The 20033-nt window shown below is 59.3% G+C and carries 14 protein-coding genes; 5 read left to right on the top strand and 9 right to left on the bottom strand.

Going from position 1 to position 20033, the window contains the following annotated elements:
- Window positions 1–123: 123 nt before the first annotated feature.
- Entirely contained in the window at window positions 124–5199 is a 5076-nt protein-coding gene (locus tag F8N43_RS16900) for an NEL-type E3 ubiquitin ligase domain-containing protein (RefSeq protein ID WP_150654064.1), read from the top strand.
- 45 nt (window positions 5200–5244) lie between these two features.
- Here the strand turns inward: F8N43_RS16900 and F8N43_RS16895 are convergent, their stop codons facing one another.
- The 6 genes from F8N43_RS16895 to F8N43_RS16870 form a co-directional block, all read right to left on the bottom strand.
- Window positions 5245–6510 carry a hypothetical protein gene (locus tag F8N43_RS16895; protein WP_150654063.1) on the bottom strand — a complete coding sequence of 422 codons (1266 nt, stop codon included), beginning with the start codon at window positions 6508–6510 and terminating at the stop codon, window positions 5245–5247.
- 48 nt (window positions 6511–6558) lie between these two features.
- Window positions 6559–7050 (bottom strand): CS1 type fimbrial major subunit, encoded by a 492-nt coding sequence (locus F8N43_RS16890; RefSeq protein WP_150654062.1) that lies wholly within the window; start codon window positions 7048–7050, stop codon window positions 6559–6561.
- A gap of 5 nt (window positions 7051–7055) precedes the next feature.
- Window positions 7056–7796 (bottom strand): molecular chaperone, encoded by a 741-nt coding sequence (locus tag F8N43_RS16885; protein ID WP_150654061.1) that lies wholly within the window; start codon window positions 7794–7796, stop codon window positions 7056–7058.
- Between the two features lie 43 nt (window positions 7797–7839).
- Window positions 7840–9147 carry a hypothetical protein gene (locus F8N43_RS16880; protein WP_224787834.1) on the bottom strand — a complete coding sequence of 436 codons (1308 nt, stop codon included), beginning with the start codon at window positions 9145–9147 and terminating at the stop codon, window positions 7840–7842.
- Window positions 9147–11669: a CS1-pili formation C-terminal domain-containing protein gene (locus F8N43_RS16875; RefSeq protein ID WP_150654060.1), complete on the bottom strand. Its 2523-nt coding sequence runs from the start codon at window positions 11667–11669 to the stop codon at window positions 9147–9149. The genes F8N43_RS16880 and F8N43_RS16875 overlap by 1 nt, the downstream gene beginning before the upstream one ends.
- Window positions 11670–11772: 103 nt before the next feature.
- Window positions 11773–12264, bottom strand: coding sequence for a CS1 type fimbrial major subunit (locus F8N43_RS16870; protein WP_150654059.1), 492 nt, complete (start codon window positions 12262–12264; stop codon window positions 11773–11775).
- A 509-nt stretch (window positions 12265–12773) separates the two neighbouring features.
- Between F8N43_RS16870 and F8N43_RS16865 the strand changes: the two genes are divergently transcribed.
- Together F8N43_RS16865 and F8N43_RS16860 are read left to right on the top strand one after the other, a co-directional pair.
- Window positions 12774–13349, top strand: coding sequence for a PadR family transcriptional regulator (locus F8N43_RS16865; protein ID WP_150654058.1), 576 nt, complete (start codon window positions 12774–12776; stop codon window positions 13347–13349).
- Window positions 13346–14131, top strand: a complete 786-nt coding sequence (locus F8N43_RS16860; RefSeq protein WP_150654057.1) for a siderophore-interacting protein — start codon at window positions 13346–13348, stop codon at window positions 14129–14131. Before F8N43_RS16865 ends, F8N43_RS16860 begins: the two co-directional genes overlap by 4 nt.
- A gap of 44 nt (window positions 14132–14175) precedes the next feature.
- Here F8N43_RS16860 and F8N43_RS16855 read toward each other — a convergent pair whose 3' ends face one another.
- Window positions 14176–14811, bottom strand: a complete 636-nt coding sequence (locus F8N43_RS16855) for a Pr6Pr family membrane protein (RefSeq protein ID WP_150654056.1) — start codon at window positions 14809–14811, stop codon at window positions 14176–14178.
- Window positions 14812–14813: 2 nt separating this feature from the next.
- Window positions 14814–15044: a VF530 family DNA-binding protein gene (locus F8N43_RS16850; RefSeq protein ID WP_007903672.1), complete on the bottom strand. Its 231-nt coding sequence runs from the start codon at window positions 15042–15044 to the stop codon at window positions 14814–14816.
- Window positions 15045–15469: 425 nt separating this feature from the next.
- On the opposite strand from F8N43_RS16850, the gene F8N43_RS16845 reads away from it, so the two are divergent.
- Together F8N43_RS16845 and F8N43_RS16835 are read left to right on the top strand one after the other, a co-directional pair.
- On the top strand, window positions 15470–16852 hold the full coding sequence (locus F8N43_RS16845) for a carbohydrate porin (RefSeq protein WP_150639672.1): 1383 nt from the start codon (window positions 15470–15472) through the stop codon (window positions 16850–16852).
- A gap of 213 nt (window positions 16853–17065) precedes the next feature.
- Entirely contained in the window at window positions 17066–19477 is a 2412-nt protein-coding gene (locus F8N43_RS16835) for a glucose/quinate/shikimate family membrane-bound PQQ-dependent dehydrogenase (protein ID WP_150631241.1), read from the top strand.
- A 244-nt stretch (window positions 19478–19721) separates the two neighbouring features.
- Here F8N43_RS16835 and F8N43_RS16830 read toward each other — a convergent pair whose 3' ends face one another.
- Window positions 19722–20033, bottom strand: a complete 312-nt coding sequence (locus F8N43_RS16830; RefSeq protein WP_150631242.1) for a YqfO family protein — start codon at window positions 20031–20033, stop codon at window positions 19722–19724.

Raw genomic sequence — 20033 nt, 5'->3', positions numbered from 1 at the left:
ATTGATAATTCCAATGCCTTTACACAGAGGAACGCGGATCAAGCAGCGGTAATTCAAACTTTTACTTTGAGCCTTGGGCGTTAGGCTGGTCACTCCACTTAATGCTCAAGGTTTATCAAAAGCATGACTGACTTACACGGACGTATATCAGCGCTACCGACATCCGGGAACGACGACAACAAAGGCCGCCACTACGCGTTCATCCAGAACCGCATCCACCCCACCTTCAAAGGCGCTTCACTGCGACGGCTTCATGAACTGAGCCTCACACAAACGGCTTCAGGGCAATGGATACAGAGCGCCAGGGATTTCGATCACGCGCCATTACAAGAAGCCAATCTTGAACTCTGGTCAGCGCAAAACACCGTCGACCAGGTCATGGAAAAGGTGCAGGGCGTTTACGAGTTCGCCGAACCGTTACTGACCGACGCGTTAATGAAACAGTTCGGTGTCGACGTCGATGTAAAGACAACCTGCCTGTACCTTTATCTACCGAAAAAGCTGCCCTGGTATGCCAGCGACATCGGCGGTGCTGTTACCCGCACTGTTTCCCTGCTGGACGCGGCCCTGCATAACTTCGCGAGCACAGAAACCTGCGAACCGGACTCGGACTTCATCAGCCAGCCCGATGCGCGCGGGCACTTCGACATCCTGCCGATCAAACGCAAAATGTCCATTGCCCGGTTCCAGAACCTCTGCCGCGAACTGGACATTGGCGCGCGCTACACCAAATACCTCGAAGAGCAGTTGCTGCCCAGTGACAGCCTCGCCCAGGGTTACCTGAAGCTGAAAATCGTCGAGAGCGAAAAAGCCGCATTCAAGGCGGCCGCTCAACTGGCCGTTCTGACGGGCGACATCGATGCCGATGCCCGTGACCTGATCCTGATGATGCTCGATGGCCAGCGCAACCTCACCCGCAAAGGCCGGGTGATGCAATTCGCCGAGTTGTCGATTCTCGACAGCCTGCTGAACGGAATCGTGTTGATCACACCGATTCCGGAACAACACATCCGCGAAGCTACTCCGGTGATGGTCTACGTCCCGCAGGACCCTGAGCACCCGCTCAAAGAGTACCCCTCGACCGTCGCGTTCATGAAAGAACTGACGCGCCAGCTGCGCGACAACAACGTCGTGTCGTCCACCGGCATGACCTACCAGCAATACTTCAGCCGGTTCGTCGATCAATCAGACCGAGGGCATTTTTTCAGCGGGCTGCAACAACGCCTGTTCGAAGTAAAGTGGCATCAAAAAGAGCCATTGGACCAGGGGCCGAGCTGGCGGGAAGTTGCCGTCACCACCCCCAATCTGCAGTTCAAAGCCGCACCGATTGCAGGCGAACTCTGGGAGTACCTCTTCCAGCAAAAACTCAACAAGGTCCTCAATGACGCCCGACACATTGCTGTGTCCACCGCCGATGCCGACTCCAATGCCCGATGGGCCTGGTGGGAGAACTTCAAGAAAATAGTCTCGGACATCTTCAACATCGCCCTGATGGTCGTCACGCCGTTCGTGCCGGGGCTGGGTGAAATGATGATGATCTACTCCGTGTATCAGATGACCAGCGATGTCCTCGAAGGCGTTGTCGACATGACCCTGGGGATGTGGACCGAAGCCGGCGAGCATATTGCCGGTGTGGTCTCGGACTTTCTTTCGCTGGTGGCGTTTGCCGCCGGCGCGAAGATCGGAAGCCTTGCACGCCTGAAACTGTCACCGCTGATCGAGGGCATGAAACCGGTCACCCTGCCCAACGGCGAACCACGGCTGTGGCATCCCGACCTCAAACCGTATGCGCGGCCCGATGTGAAGTTACCGGCAGACGCCAGCCCTGACGCGCTGGGGCTGCATGCCCACGAAGGCCAGGACATTCTGCCACTGGATGACCAGCACTACGCCGTGCAAAAAGACCCGCAAACCGGCGACTATCGCGTCAAACACCCGCACCGCGAGAATGCCTATCTACCCGAGTTGAAACACAATGGCCTCGGCGCCTGGACCCACGAAGCCGAGGCCCCGCGAGCATGGGATCGCCCGACATTGATGCGTCGCCTCGGCCACTCGGTGGATGGCTTCAGCGACGCGCAACTGGACAACGTGCGTATCGCCAGCGGCACCGACGACGCTGCGCTGCGCCGGATGTACGTCGACAATACCGCCCCGCCACCGCTACTGGACGACAGCCTCACACGCCTGAGAATCCAGCAGCAGACCCGGCACGCCATTGAACGGATTCGCACGGGCCAGCCTCTGGATCCGCACTCCTATTGGTTCGAGTCGCTGGCCACTTACCTGGAAGGCTGGCCATCGGATAAAGCCCTGAGGGTTTACGAAAACGCCGACATGACGAGCCGGTTCCGCCAGTACGGCAATGCCGAGGCGAGCGAGGCGCAGACGCTGTCCACCAGCCAGTCGCAGCTCATGAGCGAGAAGTTTGCGCCGAGGCTGGTCGAGTTCCTCAGCGAAGAAGAGTTGCAAGCGGTGCTCGGTCGCCCCACCGCCAAAGGCGAACAGGTGCAAGCGCTGCGCAATCGACTGGCGGACGAAGCCAGTCGACAGAATGCCAGCATCGTCCATCAGCTTTACCAAGGTACCCAACCGTCCGACGATCCGCAGATCCGCCTCGTTCGCCAGACATTTCCCGAGCTGCCGACCCGCGCGGCACAGACGTTGCTGAACAGTGCCGACGCTGCCGACCTCACGCGCATGACCCAGGAGCAACGTCTGCCATTGAGCCTGAAAAGCCGAGCCCGTGAAGCGGCCTTCGAAGCCCGCACCAACCATGCCTATGAGGGCTTTCATGATGGCGCGCAGTGGGTAGCGGAAACCGAATGCCTTGTGCTGAACGCATTGAGGATTCATACCGACACGTTCGCGCAATTGCGCATCGAGGTTCGCGAAGGCAACGATGCCGGACCACTGCGCGGCAGCGTGGGGACACACGATGCGGCGACGGTCCGGGTGCTGGTCAAGGATGATGTGAACCAGTTCGAAGTCTGGGACGCCGATAACCACAAGCTGCATGAAGCCGCTGGTTTTTACGAAGCGGTCCTCAACGCTTTGCCGAAAGACAAACTGGCGCAGTTGGGTTATCGGCCGGGCCAGGGTGCCTTTTTCAAGCAATGGGTGATGGCCAAGACCGAGACTCCGGCGCAGCGCCGTACTGCGCTCGCCGCGCCGCCAATCCGCCCGAAGGCCATCCACGAAGACATGGTGCTGTTACGCGGTCCCGGTTTCTCCACGACCGCTGCCACGCTCACCGAACGGGTACAGGATATCTACCCCCACTTCAACGAACGCGAGGTCAACACCTTCGTCCGCTCCCTGGGCTCGCAGGAGCAAGGGCACCAGACACTGACCCGACTGGACCGCGAACTGGATGACTTGCGCGTGCTGCTCAATCGCTGGCGATACCGGCAGCCGGATAGCTGGGGGCCGGACCAACGCGGGTTCGTCAGCGGTGGCGGGTTGCACATCCTTGAACGGCTTATCGATTGTTTCAAACGAAAACCCACTGTATTCGGTGAACGCAGTCTCACGGCCGACGGCGGTTATGCGCTGGACCTGTCCGTCGAGTTCGATGTGCCCGATCTCGAACGCTGGTGGAAGGAACTGCCGGACATCAAGCACTACCTCGATCAGATCAGCACCTTGAATCTGGACCGCACGACCTTCTCCGAAACCTCCTCCGGCCTGTTGAACGACTTCCCTCATCTGCGGCAACTGAGCGCCCGCAGTTGCGGGTTGACGCGACTGCCCGAAACCATTGGCAAGATGCACCACCTGCAAACCTTGCGGCTGATGAACAACGACATCACCTTGACCCCGTCCGCCGTCGAGCAACTGCGCAACCTGACCCGCCTTGAAACCCTCAGGCTCGATGACAACAGGCAATTGGGCAGGCTCCCGGACGTCGGGCGCATGCCAAAACTGAGAATCCTGAGCTTGAGCAACACTGGGGCCACCACCTGGCCCGATGGCCTGTTCGGGCCGCTCAACAAGCGTCGACCGCGTGGCTTTTTTCTGGATTTGCAGGAGAACCCGATCAGCGTCATTCCGACGGTCGTACCCGGCTCCGAGGATGCTTTCCTCGTGGCACGGACTCGCTTGTACGAAAAACAACTCTCGGACAAAAACCTGGTGATTTTCAAAGCGTATCGACGGTCAGTCGGCATCGCGCCCAAACAGGTCTACGCCGACGCTGCACGAGACGCTATGAACCTGTGGCCGATGGAAGACGACTCGGTCTGGTGGAGTGCCGAGGTCTCGGGGCTGGGGACTTTCCGGGAGGAAGCCTGGCACGATCTGATGACCGAGCCTGGCTCCGAAGACTTTTTTGCCTTGATCCAGAAGCAGACCCGCTCGGCCGATTATCGGGCCGGCGGCGAATTGCGCCAACAGCTCAGCAACCGGGTATGGCGCATGATCGAAGCCATCGACCTGGACACCGGGTTGCGCAAGGACCTGTTCGAAATGGCCAGGGCGCCCACCACCTGTGCCGATGCCGGGGCCCAGGTGTTCAACCACATGGGCATCAAGGTGCTCGCCTCCGAAGCCCATGCCTTGTCGACGTCCAACGCCGTCCTTGAAAGCAAACTGGTGAACCTGGCCAAAGGTGCCGCTCGCCTCGCGCGGGTGGATGACATTGCCCGGGCCGATTTCGCCAGCCGACCGGGCAATCCCGATGAAGTGGAGGTGTACCTCGCCTACGAAACCGGCCTGGCCCAGCGCCTCGATTTACCCTGGCAATCGGAGTCGATGCTGTATCGCCGCGTGGCCGGCGTGAGCGCCGAAACCCTCGACACCGCCTTCGATACGGTGATGTCGATGGAAGCCGGCGATGGCCTGGTCAACGACATGCTGGAGCAGCCGTTCTGGCAGAAGTACCTGCGTGACACCTACCCGAACGAGTTCCGGCGCAATACCCGGCTGTACGAAACCAGGAGCGACTTGCTGGATGAGTTGCGCGAAGTACAACATGCCTGGGCCAACTCCAAAGACCAGCAAATTGCGCAACGACGCGCACTCAAACAACGCCTGCTAGACCTCGCTCGCCGACTGGATATTGATGAGAGCGTGGTACTGACGGATCAAGACATGACCGATGAGGTCTACGGCGGATTGCTTCACGACATGGGCTACGAAGAAAAAGAGCTGAGCAGAAAGCTGACCCGTGCAGCGCTGCAAAAAGACTCACAGCCGTAATCGGCAAACCCCTGATGCATCGGGTGATGCATCAGGGCTCAACCCTTAACCCACTTCCGAATCCCAGATGACCGTGACCAGGCCGGAGTAGGATCGGGCGATACCAGGCTTGAGCATTTCGCCGACCTCGTCCCGGGCAATCTCGAAGTGCAACGTTCCCGGTTTGCGATCGACATAAAAGCGTGGCTGAAACAGCTCGGTGCCAATGCCGTCGCGCCGCAACGGTCGGCGGTTGACCGGTTGCGCGGCAGCATCCACCAGACCATTGGGCAGCGTCACGCTGACGTCGAGCGGTACGACATGACCGGAAACCGGGTCGCGCACCGAACAGCGGTTGCCATCCAGGGTGTACTGGCAGTCGAGGTTCATCTTGAAGCGACTCGACGAAGACATATTGAACGTCTGATCGCGGAACAGGCGTGTCGGCTTGCGCCCCTGCGTCAGCCACGCTTGCCAGCCGCCCTGCGGGACCAGCTCGACGCGATTGCCGCCCGGTGGTATCTCGACCTTGAGGGTGTGTTGCACTTCCAGCGTGAAATTCAGCACGAGTGTCGAATCGGTTGGCTGCATGACGTCACCCATATCGAAATCGCCGTTCGGTCCGACGCTGTAGGTCAGGCGTCCCGAATAACGGCCCGAAGACATGCCCAACGGGTTCGGTGTGATCAGTTCATAGGCGAAATCCAGATAGCTGTAACGCAACCAGGGCACGTTGAACCTGGCCTGCTTATCGCAGCTGGCCTCGGCGGGTGTTTTCCAGAAAAAGGCATAGTTATTCGACCCCACAAGTCCTACGCCACTATAAAGACAGGGAGCGGGCGCATACACCCAACTGGCGCCCCAGAGTTGGGCGTGGGCAAATACATAGCTGCTCCCTCCACCGACCAGACTGAGAACGTCCTCCGTCACATACTGGGAGCCCAGACCTGCAATTCGAACCTTGACCGTCTCGGGTTCGCCCGTCGTTTCATGCACCACGGACAACTCGCGCCACTGTGCAGGGACTTTGAACGTGGCCCCCTGGCGGGACGACGAGTGATTCGCCTGGATCGGCGCATTGGAGTTGAACTGAATCGGCACACGGAGGCTGAACATGTCGTTGTCACGGCACTCGCTGGGATAACCTGCGCAATAACCGCTGGAAGGTGTGTCATTCCTGAATTTATTCTGCTGAGGGTTTGCCGAGTCCGGTCGGAACGACGCCAGAATCGAGACTTCTTCCGACCAGGCTGAAGAACAGGTGAGCAACGATAAAACCCCGATCCCGACACAGCAACGTACCTGCCGCCCCATGCCTTGTGAATGATTCATGTTTTTTCCTCTGAAACGAGTCAGGTCGACAGCCAGTCGACCATGGCATCACGCACCCGGCAGCACTGCGTTGAAAATCAAATTGACGCTGCCGAAATAGCTGCCCGGTTTATAAACCCCATCGACAGGCGGCATTGGCACGATCTCCAGCAACACACGTTTACCCGGCGCGGCATCGCTCATCGACACCACCTCGCTATTGGTCATTTCATTCAGCACATGGCCGTTGAACAGCACGCGCAAACCAATGTCATGGGCATCCGTGCCGTTGGACAGATAAGGCCTGCCCTCAAGCCGGGCCTCGATAGAACCGGACTCATTCTTCACATCGAAATACTTGCGCAAGCTGCCCAGGGTCGAGGTCACCAGATTCCACGGCAATTGCTGCTCGCGGTGAATCCAGCCGGGGTCGGAGGGAATGACGTAGAACGCCTGGCTCGGGATCGTCACGAACACGTCGAAGTGATGCACTTCGCGGGCGGCAAACGCTGAATGGCAGGCCACTGCCGATACCATCAGAACCATCAGTTTTCTGAACATGGTCATCAGCCCTTCACATCGAGCTTCTTGCTGCTCTCGCCTTCAACCAGGGTGAAGCGATACTCGCGGCCGGCCTGTTTCTCGAACTCGAAGGTGCGGCCCGCCAGAATGTGATGCTTGGTGGTGGGCTGGCAGTCCTGGTCGTTCTTGACCGCGCAGTCCTTGAACTCGTCGATCACCACCACGGTGTTGCCGTTGTTGCGGATGCGGTAATCCGTCGCGCCGTTCTCGATTACGCTGGCGTAACGCGTGTCCTTGGGACGAACGAAAAACACCGCGCCATACCCGGCGAGCACCGTGACCCCGGCGGACAGGGTTTTCTTGTATTCCTCGCGATCTTCAACGGACACCGCGAACTCGTCTTCCTTCTCGGGCACCACCGGCACGAAACGCACGCGGAAATAGCGCTCGCGGTCCCGTTCGCCCATGTACAACAGTCGCGTGCCCTGCATGCCGTTGGCAGGCACGATCAGCCGCGCCGGGCTGGCCATCAAGCCGTCCCGGGTGCTGCCGTCGGCACTGGATTTGAGCGGCACTTCCTGCGACTTGCCGTCGGCGTCGTAGAGGATTTCCAGGATGTTGACCTTGACGAAAGCGGTGCTGTCGCCGCCATTGAACACGCGTTTCAAAAACGTACTTTTATCACCGTCCAGATAGTCGTAAACCGTGCCGATATTGATGCTCGGCCCAGCGTGTGCCATTTGTGCAACCAGTAAAAAACCAAACAGTGCCAACAGGGATTTCATTGTTCTGAACCTCGTCAAATGAACTACAGCAAAGTGCGACCCGCTAAACATCCGAATCCCAGACAACCGTCACATTCCCGGAATACTGTCGCTGATGACCCGGTTGCAGCATCTGCTCCACTTCGCGGGAAGGAATCTCGAAGTGCAGCGTTCCGGGTCTGCGCTCCACGTAAAACGCCGGCTGGAACAGTTCGGTACCGCTGCCATCCATCAGCAAGGGCCGCCGTTCGACGGCTCTGCCGCTTTCATCGCTCAAGCCACGGGGCAGGCTGACGCTGACGTTCAGCGGCACGAAATTGCCGGATACCGGCTCGCGCAACGAGCAGGTCCTGCTGTCTTGGGTGTGCTCACATTCCAGTTTCATCTTGAAGCGCGAACTGGCCGAGATGTTGAAGGTCTGGTCGCGGAACAGCCGCGTAGGCTTGCGGCCCTGTTGCAGCCAGGCCTGCCAGCCGCCTTGTGGCACCAGTTCGACGCGATTGCCACCCGGCGGGACTTCGACTTTGAGGGTGTGCTCGACGGTGAGGGTGAAGTCGAGCTGGATGATGTTGTCCGAGGGCACAACGATGTCACCCAGATCGAAGTCGCCGCCCGGCCCGACGGTGTACACCTGGGTTCCCTCGTACACCCCGGTGGACATTTTCAGTGGGTTTGGAGTACGCAGCTCGTAGGTGAAATCCATGTAGTGGAGCTTAAACTCAGGAATGAGAAACATGGCCTGTTTCGCACACACCGTTTCTTGGGGCGTCAGCCAGAAGAACTGGAAACCGCTATTTCCATAATAGGACAACGGGCCAATTGCCACGCATGGACTGGGGGCATTTTGCCAATCGCCCCCCGCCCACAGCATTCTATGACCCCAGACAATATCTGTTTGGCCGGTAAGCGTTCTTACATCATCACTGAGGTAGTAAACACCGCCCACCCCAGCGATGCGGATTTCCACCTCGGCCGGCTCGCCAGTCTCACGATTGCGCACCGTCAACGAACGCCACGTGGCGGGCGTCTTGATCATCGCGCCCTGTCGCACATCCGGGTGGTTAGGCAGAATGGGGCCACCAAATGGAATATTCCCCACGTGTGAGCGCAGGCTGAAAATATTGTGAGTCTTGCAGATGGCGGGATAGGTACCGCAGAACCCACCGTTGGGCGTCGTATTCCTGAACTCATTCTTCTGCGGATTGTTCGGGTCGGGGTTGAAGGTGGCCGTAATCGGCATGACCCTCGCCTCGATCTGCGGGGCCGAAACAATCAGGCAGGCGCCGAGAAGCAAGGTTCGGGTGGTCAGTCGCCCGAGAGCAATCGATGGTTTCAGCACATTAAAAACTCCAGAACATTGAGCAGCGTCCATCAACCCGCCCTCTGCACGGCATCGGCGACATCCGCCAGGGTGTCCGGCGTGCAACGCAGATCGCCGATCATCAGCACGTTGTTTTCCGTGCGGCCATTGCTCGGGTCCAGGCGGAACTGGCACAGCAACTGGTTGCCGTGGCGCACTTCCAGGGTCGGCGAACCGGCGTTCATTTCCATGGAGAAGAAACCGTCCACTTCACTCACGCCACGGCTGGCGTGGTTGATGATGTGATGGCCCTTGAGCGGGCTGCCCTGGTAGTCCACCAGCCGACCGAGCACGGTGAGGGTTTTCATCACGCGAATCTGCCGATATTCGACGCCGCCCTTGTTCAGGTGATAGCTGGAGCGGGCCGGCTGGATGGTCGCAGCCGGAACATGATTGCCCTCGAAATCGAAACTGACCGAGCTGCTTTTGTAGGCGGTGATCGGCACGAAATTGCGCCCCGGCTTGAGGATTGCGCTGCCGCCGCTCAAGTCGTCGGCACGCAGGGCGATGTCGTCGATGTCCGATTCGACATCAATGATCATGCCCGCACCGTTGCGGTGGTACTGGCTGGTCATGACCATTTTCTGCCCGCCGACGGCGACGGTGCTGTCGAGGTTCAGGCCACCGGTGAAGTCGTTGTTGTAAGAGGAACGCTGGATGAAACCGTCAGCGTTGACCTGCTCCGATTGCATCGTCGCCATCGCGTTCATGCCGATGCCATAGGTGTCGGTGATCGCCGTGGCGGAAACGCTTTGCAGCAGGTGATCCTGCAAGTCTTTGCGGTAGGTGACCGAAGCATTGTTATCGCGCCCGCCGTCGCGATCGGTGCGGGTGCCGATGCTGCCGGAAATCTGTTCGCCCGGACCGCCCAGGGCGATGTTGACACTCAGGTCGACGCCTCGATTGCGGTCATTGCCGGAGCTGAAGCTGCCGGGTCTGTCGAATAGCGACAAGCGCCAGTTGGCGTCGCTGCCGAACAATCGGCTGCGCTGGCTCCAACCCAGATCCACGCCGACGCCTTCGGTATTGCCTTCGCTATGAGACACCCGGGCATTGACCGAACTTTTGCTGGTAAGCCGATGGTTAACCGACAACGACGAGTTGCTGGTCTGGCCGATAAATACGTTGCGCTGCCGCACTCGCGTGCCGTCCGGCAGCGTGTCGTAGAGCCGGGTGGTGTCGAGCCAGCTGCGGTTGTGGCTGGCGACGATGCTGCCGCTGCCGTAGGAATAAAGCCCCTGCACGTCGAGGCCGGTGCCGTAGTCCTCGGTCTTGTAGACGTTGGCATACACGCTGGTATTGTTGACGATCGCCCAGTCGACCGAGGTGCCGTATTGCAGGGTGTCTTTCACCTGTCGGCCCGACAGGCCGAGGATCACCCGCGGGTGCAGCAGAAAGTTGAACGCGGCGCCGGCCGTCATCTCGCCGTCGGCCTGATCGTCCCAGTTGCTGAGCAATTTGGATTCACGCCCGGCGAACAGGTTGTAGCGCCATTGCTCGTCGTGGTTGCGCCAGTTGTTCGGTTTGTAGACCAGTTCCTGCGTGCTGGAGGTGATCTGACCGTCTTCGATCAGGCGCACTTCCACTTCATAGATGCCACCGGGCAACGGCCGCGTGTCGAGGGTCTGCAAACCGGCCGGCATCGCCTGCGTGTTGATCAGCAAACCGTCGCGATAGATTTCCACCGAACCCTGGCGATTGGCCGTGACGTAGATCGGGTAGACCGCCGGTTTCGGGTTGTTGATGGCCAGGCTGTCGGAGCTGCCGTACATGACACCCACTGCGGTGTCGGGGCTGGCGCCGAAGGAGCGTGGCTGACGGGTCAGGCCTTCCGAGTTGGGCGTGAATAAGCCAAGGCGCAGAAAATTGCCTTCCAGTTCGCGCTGGGTATAGAGCTCATGGACAGCGTGATAGGTCTGGTTATCCACACCGCCCAGTCGCGACAGTTGCAGGTTCACCGCTTGAGTCCAGTTACCGAGGCTGCTGCTGGCTTCAAGACCATATCGCCCGCCCAGGTCCTGGTTTTGCCCGCCATTGAGGTTCAACTGGTTGCGCACGATCAACCCGGTGCTGCCGCCTTCGGGCTGGTTGTAATAACGCTGCACCTGATCGTCGCGTTCGGCGTTTTCCGTGAGGATCGACAGCAGCGAGTTTTCCAGGCTGTAGTGCACGGCCAATAGCTGCTCGGGGCATTTCACCTGGCAGTTGCCCAGCGCCACGCCTTGCTTCAAATAGTTCGACCAAGTGTCGCGTTCACTGGCTTTGATCGTGCTGTCGCTGACATCGGCGAAGTCAACCAGGGTGATTCGATCGTCGCGGGTTAACACGACCATTGCCTCACCGAGAAACTGTTGGTCAAGTTCCACTCGCACCGCCAGCGGCACATCAAAGAAGTGTTCTTCAAACTCGCTCGGCAGCCCCTTGGCCTGCGCCAGCAAACTTCTCGGTGTAGTGCCGTTTTCCGTGGGTGCGGCCAAGGCCGTTGCACAAAAAAAAAGGGCAAGCGCCGTCGCGATGGGAGTCATCGGGAACATGAACGAAATACTCTGTGGATAAAGATGTTAAAGCCGATCGACAGACAAAAATCGCCTGCCGATCGGTCAGGCTATCAAGTAAGGACAAGCCTTGGCTGAAGACTTAAATGCGGGGGACCGCATCGAAAATCACGACCGGAGTAGCGGTGTACAGACCGGTCTGATCGGCAGTGGGTTTAGCTGCGGTTACACGCAGTTCCGCGCGCATGCCGCCATTGGATTCGGTGTCACCTACCACTTCCTGACTGGTACCAGTCAATACCTTTCCATTGAAAGCGTAAGTCAGGGCAATGTTTTTCGCGGCATTACCGTTGAACAAGGGTTGCGGGCCGCCTTCGACGTAAGCGTTAACCGAACCTTCAGTGTGCTTCACATCGTACATGCCGACCACGTCTGTCAGGGTTCCGGCAGGGATGAGGTATTGCATTTTCTCGTCTTTACCGAAGTCCGGATTTACAGGCTGGGCATAAAAGATCGAACTCGGAATTTCAGCGGTAATGTTAATGGAGGTGCGCGACTCATCCGCAGCGAACGCCATCGAAGTGCTCAGGGCCATGAGGGTCATCGGAACGGCGATTGCAAACTTCTTGAACATGGTTGAATACCTGTATTTTTCAAAGTGATTGGTCAGTGGAAAGCATGAGTCGTCCAGATCGCCGCCTTAAATAGTGGCAATTTGACTCAACTTTCGACGGAGAGAATGATCGGCCAATTTCCTGAGAAAGTAAGTACGTAACTTCCGAAGAACGTGTAGTAACAACCACCCACAAGCAAGTAGAAAAAACCCTAAAAATCAATAATTAAACCGTTCACCCGACAGAAACATACTACAAACAGTTTTAATGAAAAAAGCACACAGATAAATAAAACAGACAATCTGTAAGAGAAGGACTACTTAGGCTTAACTATTAAAAATCATTCTCTGTTAGTTACTCACAATTAGATTGATCACTCTAAAATAGCAAGCGATAAAACGGTGCTTTCTGCCCCCTGCACTGAAAACCGCCACGACGTCCTTGCGCCGGCGACCGTTGGTCCTGTTCACTTGCCTTCTCGATAAGATATATCTTAAGTTGTATCTAAACACGACAGAGAGAAGGAAAAATGAGAGACCATCATTCCCCCCACCGCGAACACGGTGACGGCCGCGACGGCTTCGAGAAACGCCCCGGTCGCGAACGCGGCGGTCGCGGCCCCCGGGTGTTTGCCCCCGGCGATCTGAAATTGCTGCTGCTGGCGCTCATCGCCGAACAGCCCTGCCACGGCTACGACTTGATCCGCCAGATCGAAGGCATGTTCGACGGCGCCTACAGCCCCAGCCCCGGCGTGATCTACCCGACCCTGACCTTTCTGGAAGAAAGCGAAATGATCCAGGGCGATGCCGAAGGCGGAAAAAAACGCTACAGCGTGACTGACGCCGGTCGTCTGTCTTTAAGTGAGCAAGCGGTTGCACTGGACGGCGTGCGCATGCGCATCGATGTCAGCAAGCGTTCGTTGCGCGGCCATGACCGTCCGGCTGAAATTCACGAAGCGGTGCATAACCTGCGTCATGCGTTGCAACTGCATCACGGTCGCTGGAGCGCGGAAGAAATCGTTCGGGTCGCCGCCCTGCTCAACGACACCGCCAAAGCCATCGTCGATGGCCCCTTCGTTCAACCCACTGCGGAGAAAGCTGAATGACTGAAGTGATCGAGCACACCATTCACCGTGTCATGCATGAAATCAAACGCCGTCGCCTGCAAGTGTTGCGGGTGGTTGACCTGACCCCGCGCATGCGCCGGATTACCCTGGGCGGCCCTGAACTGGCCGGCTTCATCAGCTTGGGCACAGACGACCACGTCAAACTGCTATTCCCGCAGAACGCGGCAGAACAAGCGGCGCTGGAGACCCTGGTGCTCGGTGCCGGCAAGGACAACGGCCCGATGCCGGCGATGCGCGATTACACGCCACGTCGCTACGACCTCGACACCCTGGAGCTGGACATCGACTTCGTGTTGCACGGCGACGGCCCTGCTTCGACCTGGGCCGAACAGGCCACACCGGGGCAGTTCCTGCACATCGGCGGGCCGCGCGGCTCGATGATCGTACCGGACATGTTCGACAGCTATTTGCTGATCGGCGATGAGACGGCAATTCCCGCGATTGCGCGGCGTCTGGAGGGTTTGGCGGCCAATCGGCGAGCGCTGGTGATCATTGAGGTGGAGAACGGCGCGGAACAGCAGAAGCTCGAAAGCCCGGCGCAGGTCGATGTGATCTGGGTGTTGCGCGACGGTGGCAAGAACAATCTGCTGACCACAGTGAAGGAATTGCAGGTGCCCGCCGGCCATCTGTACACGTGGGTGGCGACCGAGAGCAAAGTGTCACGGCAGATTCGTCGGGTGTTGCTGGACGAGCACGGGCTGAACGATCAATTCCTCAAAGCCGTCGGCTATTGGCGGCTGGACGACAGCGACGAGGAATAACAACGCAGGACTGTAGGAGCGGCGTTGATCAGACGTTGGGGTGATCAGCCCCGACGGCGATCCAACGCGATCACCAGCAAGGCAATCAGCACAAACCCCGCCAACAATCCGCCGGCATTCACAAACACCTGTGGATAACCCAGCGTGTCCACATCAATGAACGGGTATGGATAAGTCGCCAGCAGATGCCCGCGCAGCAGGGCATACGCGAAGTACACCAACGGGTAAATCACCCACAGCGCGATGTGCCGCAGACGCAAGGTGCCCTTGGGCACGCACAACCACCACCAGGCCAGAAACAGCAGCGGCATGACGTCGTGCATCAGTTCATCGGCCAGCCATTGCCAGCCTTCGGGATGCCACAGATGGCGCAACAGGACGTTGTAGGCGAGGCCGACCACGGCGATGCTCACGGCAATCCCGCTGCTCACCCACGGCTGCAAAAACCAGCGGCGTGCCGCCGACTCGCGGGACGTCAATGCGCAGGTCAACACAGTTGCCACCAACGTATTGCTGAGCACGGTGAAATAGCTGAAAAAGCTCAGCAGCCCACCCAGCAAACTGGCGCCCAGCGCCCAGCGTGAATAGAAAATCAGGTACAGCTGAATGCTCAATCCTGCCCAGCCGAGCAGCGCCGCCACCGCCACAAAACGACGCCTCGCGGCAGACTGGCTGACCATGTTCAGAGCGGGCGCTTGGTGCGCATCAACTTGACGTACAAGCGTTCAACCTTCTCCCGCGCCCACGGGGTTTTGCGCAGGAAGGTCAGGCTCGACTTGATGCTCGGGTCACTCTTGAAGCAGCGAATATCGATGCGCTCGGCCAGCCCCGACCATTCGTAATGTTCAACCAGCGCGTTGAGGATTTGTTCCAGCGTCACGCCGTGCAGCGGGTTGTTGTTCTGTTCGGTCATGCAGGGCCTTCACGCGAGAGATGAATTGGAAGCCGCGCACCTTAGCCGAGGGGGTGTTCGGGTGGAAGGGTTCTGTGCGCTATCTGATAAATGTAGGCGAAACGGGACAAAAAATTTGAACGCGATTAAGGATCTACGGCATCACACGCCCCCTGTGGGGGCTGGCTTGCCAGCGATGGCGATCTGCAGAGCGATGCAAGATTCAATGGCCCCGTCGCTGGCAAGTCGGATCGCCGCACCGCAGCTCAGTTGCCACGGTGTTCTGACTGTTACCAAATCCGAAAGAATTCATGTCGGGAAAAGGTCTTTCTCTATTTGTAACAGAACATTATCCTTGCGCCCGACAAGCTGAAACGCTTCCGCTCATCGCTCCATCCTTGCTGCTTTCAGTTCACTCCCCAGAAAAGACCAAGAATTCCTTCTCTATGCCTTATCTTCAATCATCGCGAGACAGCGCTGTCTTACCGGCTGTTGCCAGCCGAAATGCCCGGAACCTGATCGGCGGATTCACCGTATTGGGCCTCGCCACCTGCGTTCAGGCCGCCCCGGCCTTCGATAGCGAATCGCCGTGGATGCTCGGTGACTGGAACGGCACGCGCACCGAGCTTTCGGAAAAAGGCTACGACTTCAAAGTCGATTACACCGGTGAAATGGGCAGCAATCTGCACGGCGGCTACGACCATGACCGCACCGCACGCTACAGCGATCAGTTTGGCCTCGGCACGCATCTCGATCTGCAGAAGATCCTCGGTTGGGACGACGCTGAATTCCAGCTGACCATCACCGAGCGCAACGGCAACAACATCAGCAACGACCGGATCAATGATCCACGGGTCGGTGGTTTCACTTCAGCGCAAGAAGTCTGGGGTCGCGGGCAAACCTGGCGCCTGACGCAGATGTGGTATCAGCAGAAATTCTTCGACCGGAAACTCGACATCAAGGTCGGCCGTTTCGGTGAAGGCGAAGACTTCAACAGCTTCCCCTGCGACTTCCAGAACCTTGCGTTCTGCGGCTCTCAGGTCGGCAACTGGGTCGGCGGCATCTGGTACAACTGGCCGGTCAGCCAATGGGCGATGCGGGTCAAATATCACCTGACACCGGAGCTGTACGCGCAAGTCGGCGCGTATGAACAGAACCCGTCGAACCTCGATCGCGGCAACGGTTTCAAGCTCAGCGGCAGTGGCACCCAAGGTGCGATTTTGCCGGTGGAACTGGTGTGGACGCCGAAGTTCAACGGCCTGCCGGGCGAATACCGCGCCGGTTATTACTACAGCAACGCCAACGCTACCGATGCCTACAAGGACCGCAATGGTCAGCCCGCCGCCTTGAGTGGCGAGGCCTACCGCAGCGCATCGAGCAAGCACGGCGTGTGGCTCGGCGTGCAACAGCAACTCACCAGTCGTGCCAGCGACCACTCCCGTGGCCTGAGCGTGTTCGCCAACGGCACGATGCACGACAAGAAGACCAACGCCATCGACAACTATGTCCAGGCCGGCGTCGTCTACAAAGGTCTGTTCGATGCGCGCGCCAAGGACGACATCGGTTTCGCGATGGCCCGGGTTCATGTCAATCCGGCATACCGCAAAAACGCCGAGGCGAGCAATCAGGCCCATGCGGTCTACGACTTCGACGATCCAAGCTACCTGCCGCCGCAGGACACCGAATACAGCGCCGAACTCTATTACGGCGTGCACGTCACGAACTGGCTGACCGTGCGCCCGAACCTGCAATACATCCGCCACCCCGGTGGCGTGGACAAGGTCGATGACGCGCTGATTGGCGGGATCAAGGTCCAGTCCTCGTTCTAACCAACGCCACAAAATCTGTGGGAGCGAGCCTGCTCGCGAAGAGGCCATCAGCTTCAACATCAATGCTGACTGACACACCGCTTTCGCGAGCAGGCTCGCTCCCACAGGGGACCGCATCAACCGAACCTTTTTTATCTGAACCATGCCCGCGCCGGATCGTCATCTACAGTGAACTTGCGCGGGACTACTTGAAACGTCACGGAGAACCACACTATGAGCACTGATGGTGCTTTGAGTCGAAGCCGTCTATTGCCGACCCTGCTCGGCATTCTGCTTCTGCTAATGGGCCTGGCCATGCTGGCCGGCGGGATCAAACTGAGCATGCTCGGCGGCTCGCTGTATTACCTGCTGGCCGGTATCGGCCTGGCACTGACCGGCGTGCTGCTGATTCTTGCCCGCCGCGCAGCCTTGGGGCTTTACGCCTTGGTGCTGTTCGCCAGCACCGTCTGGGCCCTGTGGGAAGTCGGCCTGGACTGGTGGCAACTGGTGCCGCGCCTGGCGATGTTGTTCGCGCTGGGTATTGTCATGCTGCTGCCATGGTTCCGTCGCCCGCTGCTGATCACCGGCCCCGCGCCGATGGGCACCGGCGCGCTGAGCGTAGCCGTGGTGCTGGCGGGCGTTGCTGCTCTGGCCAGCCAATTCACCAACCCCGGTGAAATCAAAGGCCAACTGGACCGCGACAGCGTGCCGGGAATGACCAACACTGCCCCGGCCATGCCCGACGGTGACTGGAACTCCTACGGCCGCAGCGCCCACGGTGATCGTTACTCGCCACTGGCACAGATCACCCCGCAGAACGTGAACAAGCTCGTTCCGGCCTGGACCTACCGCACCGGCGACCTGCCGGGGCCGAACGATCCGGGTGAAACCACCGCTGAAAACACCCCGCTGAAAGTCAACGGCATGCTCTACGTGTGCACGCCGCACAGCCAGGTGATCGCGCTGGACCCGGACACCGGCAAGGAAATCTGGCGTTTCGATCCGAAGCTCTCCACGCAGAATGCGGCGAACTTCAAGGGTTGGGCGCACATGACCTGCCGTGGCGTGTCGTATCACGATGACGCGGCTTACGCCTCCGAGCAGAGCCCGACCGGCACCGCCAGCCCTGCGCCGGTCAGCACTGTCTGCCCACGCCGTATCTTCCTGCCGACCGCCGACACCCGCCTGATCGCCCTCGACGCCGACACCGGCAAGATGTGCGAAGACTTCGGCAACAAAGGCCAGGTCGACCTGAGCGCCAACATCGGCGGCTTCAACGCCGGCGGTTACTACTCCACCTCGCCTCCAGCCGTGACCAAAGACCTGGTGGTGATTGGTGGCCACGTCACCGACAACGTCTCCACCGACGAGCCGAGCGGCGTGATCCGCGCGTTCGACGTGCACACCGGTAAACTGGTGTGGAACTGGGACAGCGGCAACCCGGACGACACCACGCCGATTGCCGAAGGCAAGGTCTACACCCGCAACTCGCCGAACATGTGGTCGATGTTCGCCGTCGACGAAAAACTCGGCATGCTGTACCTGCCGATGGGCAACCAGACACCGGACCAGTTCGGTGGCGCACGCACGCCGGAATCGGAACTGCACGCCGCCGGCCTGACGGCCCTCGACATCGCCACCGGGCACGTGCGCTGGCACATGCAGTTCACCCACCACGACCTGTGGGACATGGACGTCGGTGGCCAGCCAACCCTGATGGACCTGAAAACCGCTGACGGCGTGAAGCCGGCGGTCCTGGCGTCCACCAAGCAAGGCAGCATCTACGTGCTGGATCGCAGCACTGGCCAACCGATCGTGCCGATCAACGAAGTGCCGGTGCCACAAGGCGCTGTCGAAGGTGATCACACCTCGCCGACCCAACCGAAATCCGACCTCAACCTGATGCCGCCGCCGCTGCAAGAGCGCGACATGTGGGGCGTCACCCCGTTCGATCAACTGATCTGCCGGATCGACTTCAAATCCATGCGCTACGACGGCCCGTTCACCCCGCCGTCGCTGCAGGGTTCGATCGTTTACCCCGGCAACTTCGGTGTGTTCGACTGGGGCGGTTTCTCGGTTGACCCGGTGCGTCAGATCGCTTTCGTGAACCCGAGCTACATGGCGTTCAAATCGAAAATGATCCCGGCCGCCGAAATCGCGGCCCAAGGCCCGCGCAAAAGCGAAACCGAAGGCGTGCAGCCGAACAAAGGCGCGCCGTACGGCGTGGTCCTCGAAGCGCTGCTGTCGCCAATGGGCCTGCCGTGCCAGGCGCCGGCGTGGGGCTATGTGGCGGCGATCGATCTGACCACCGCCAAAGTCCTGTGGAAGCACAAGAACGGCACCGTGCGCGACAGCTCGCCGGTTCCGATCCCGCTGAGCATGGGCGTGCCTAGCCTGGGTGGCACCATCACCACTGGCAGTGGTGTTGGTTTCCTGAGCGGCACCCTCGACCAGTACCTGCGTGCCTACGACGTGAAAAACGGCAAACAGTTGTGGGAAGGTCGCCTGCCTGCAGGCGCGCAAACCACACCGATGACCTACACCGGCAAGGACGGCAAGCAATACGTGCTGGTCGTGGCGGGCGGTCATGGGTCTCTGGGCACCAAACAGGGTGACTATGTGATTGCGTACAAACTGTCCGAGTAAGGTTTAGCGGCGGTTAAAACGAAGGCGACTCCCGCGAGGGGGTCGCCTTTTTTTGTGGGTGACACGCACCCCCTGCAGGAGCTGGCTTGCCGGCGATTGCGGTTCAGCATTCAACGTTGATGCTGGCTGACAGGACGCCATCGCTGGCAAGCCAGCTCCCACAGGGGGGTTGCGTGCAGGTTCGACAAATTGCGGGCAACAAAAAACCCGCCTTGGCGGGTTTTTCATTACAGCGGCCAGCGGATCAGAAATCCTCCAGCCGCCACACTTCATACGCCGGTGTCTCGTAGGGATGGCTCTGCTTCAAAGCCGCCACCACCGACCGGATCAACTCATCCGCCACCACCAGCTCAACCTTCCATTCCTCAACCTGTTCGACCTGCCCTGCTTCGCCAATGAACGGCTGACTGCCATCCAATGGACGAAACTGACCCAGGCCCAACACCTGCCATGCGCAGTGATCGTAAGCACCGATCCGCCCGCCACCGGCAGCGAACACAGCGCTTTTGACCGCCTCGACGTGGCTGGCCGGAACAAAAAAGCTGAGCTTGTACAC

This window comes from Pseudomonas fluorescens (assembly GCF_902498065.1).
In the GTDB taxonomy this organism is placed as follows: domain Bacteria; phylum Pseudomonadota; class Gammaproteobacteria; order Pseudomonadales; family Pseudomonadaceae; genus Aquipseudomonas; species Aquipseudomonas fluorescens_BJ.
This window is presented reverse-complemented; position numbering and strand designations above follow the sequence as displayed.

Excerpts from the sequence above, each read along its gene's own strand:
- F8N43_RS16900 (WP_150654064.1), top strand. The coding sequence starts at position 124 with ATGACTGACTTACACGGACGTATATCAGCGCTACCGACATCCGGGAAC.
- F8N43_RS16895 (WP_150654063.1), bottom strand. The coding sequence starts at position 6,510 with ATGAATCATTCACAAGGCATGGGGCGGCAGGTACGTTGCTGTGTCGGG.
- F8N43_RS16890 (WP_150654062.1), bottom strand. The coding sequence starts at position 7,050 with ATGTTCAGAAAACTGATGGTTCTGATGGTATCGGCAGTGGCCTGCCAT.
- F8N43_RS16885 (WP_150654061.1), bottom strand. The coding sequence starts at position 7,796 with ATGAAATCCCTGTTGGCACTGTTTGGTTTTTTACTGGTTGCACAAATG.
- F8N43_RS16880 (WP_224787834.1), bottom strand. The coding sequence starts at position 9,147 with ATGGACGCTGCTCAATGTTCTGGAGTTTTTAATGTGCTGAAACCATCG.
- F8N43_RS16875 (WP_150654060.1), bottom strand. The coding sequence starts at position 11,669 with ATGTTCCCGATGACTCCCATCGCGACGGCGCTTGCCCTTTTTTTTTGT.
- F8N43_RS16870 (WP_150654059.1), bottom strand. The coding sequence starts at position 12,264 with ATGTTCAAGAAGTTTGCAATCGCCGTTCCGATGACCCTCATGGCCCTG.
- F8N43_RS16865 (WP_150654058.1), top strand. The coding sequence starts at position 12,774 with ATGAGAGACCATCATTCCCCCCACCGCGAACACGGTGACGGCCGCGAC.
- F8N43_RS16860 (WP_150654057.1), top strand. The coding sequence starts at position 13,346 with ATGACTGAAGTGATCGAGCACACCATTCACCGTGTCATGCATGAAATC.
- F8N43_RS16855 (WP_150654056.1), bottom strand. The coding sequence starts at position 14,811 with ATGGTCAGCCAGTCTGCCGCGAGGCGTCGTTTTGTGGCGGTGGCGGCG.
- F8N43_RS16850 (WP_007903672.1), bottom strand. The coding sequence starts at position 15,044 with ATGACCGAACAGAACAACAACCCGCTGCACGGCGTGACGCTGGAACAA.
- F8N43_RS16845 (WP_150639672.1), top strand. The coding sequence starts at position 15,470 with ATGCCTTATCTTCAATCATCGCGAGACAGCGCTGTCTTACCGGCTGTT.
- F8N43_RS16835 (WP_150631241.1), top strand. The coding sequence starts at position 17,066 with ATGAGCACTGATGGTGCTTTGAGTCGAAGCCGTCTATTGCCGACCCTG.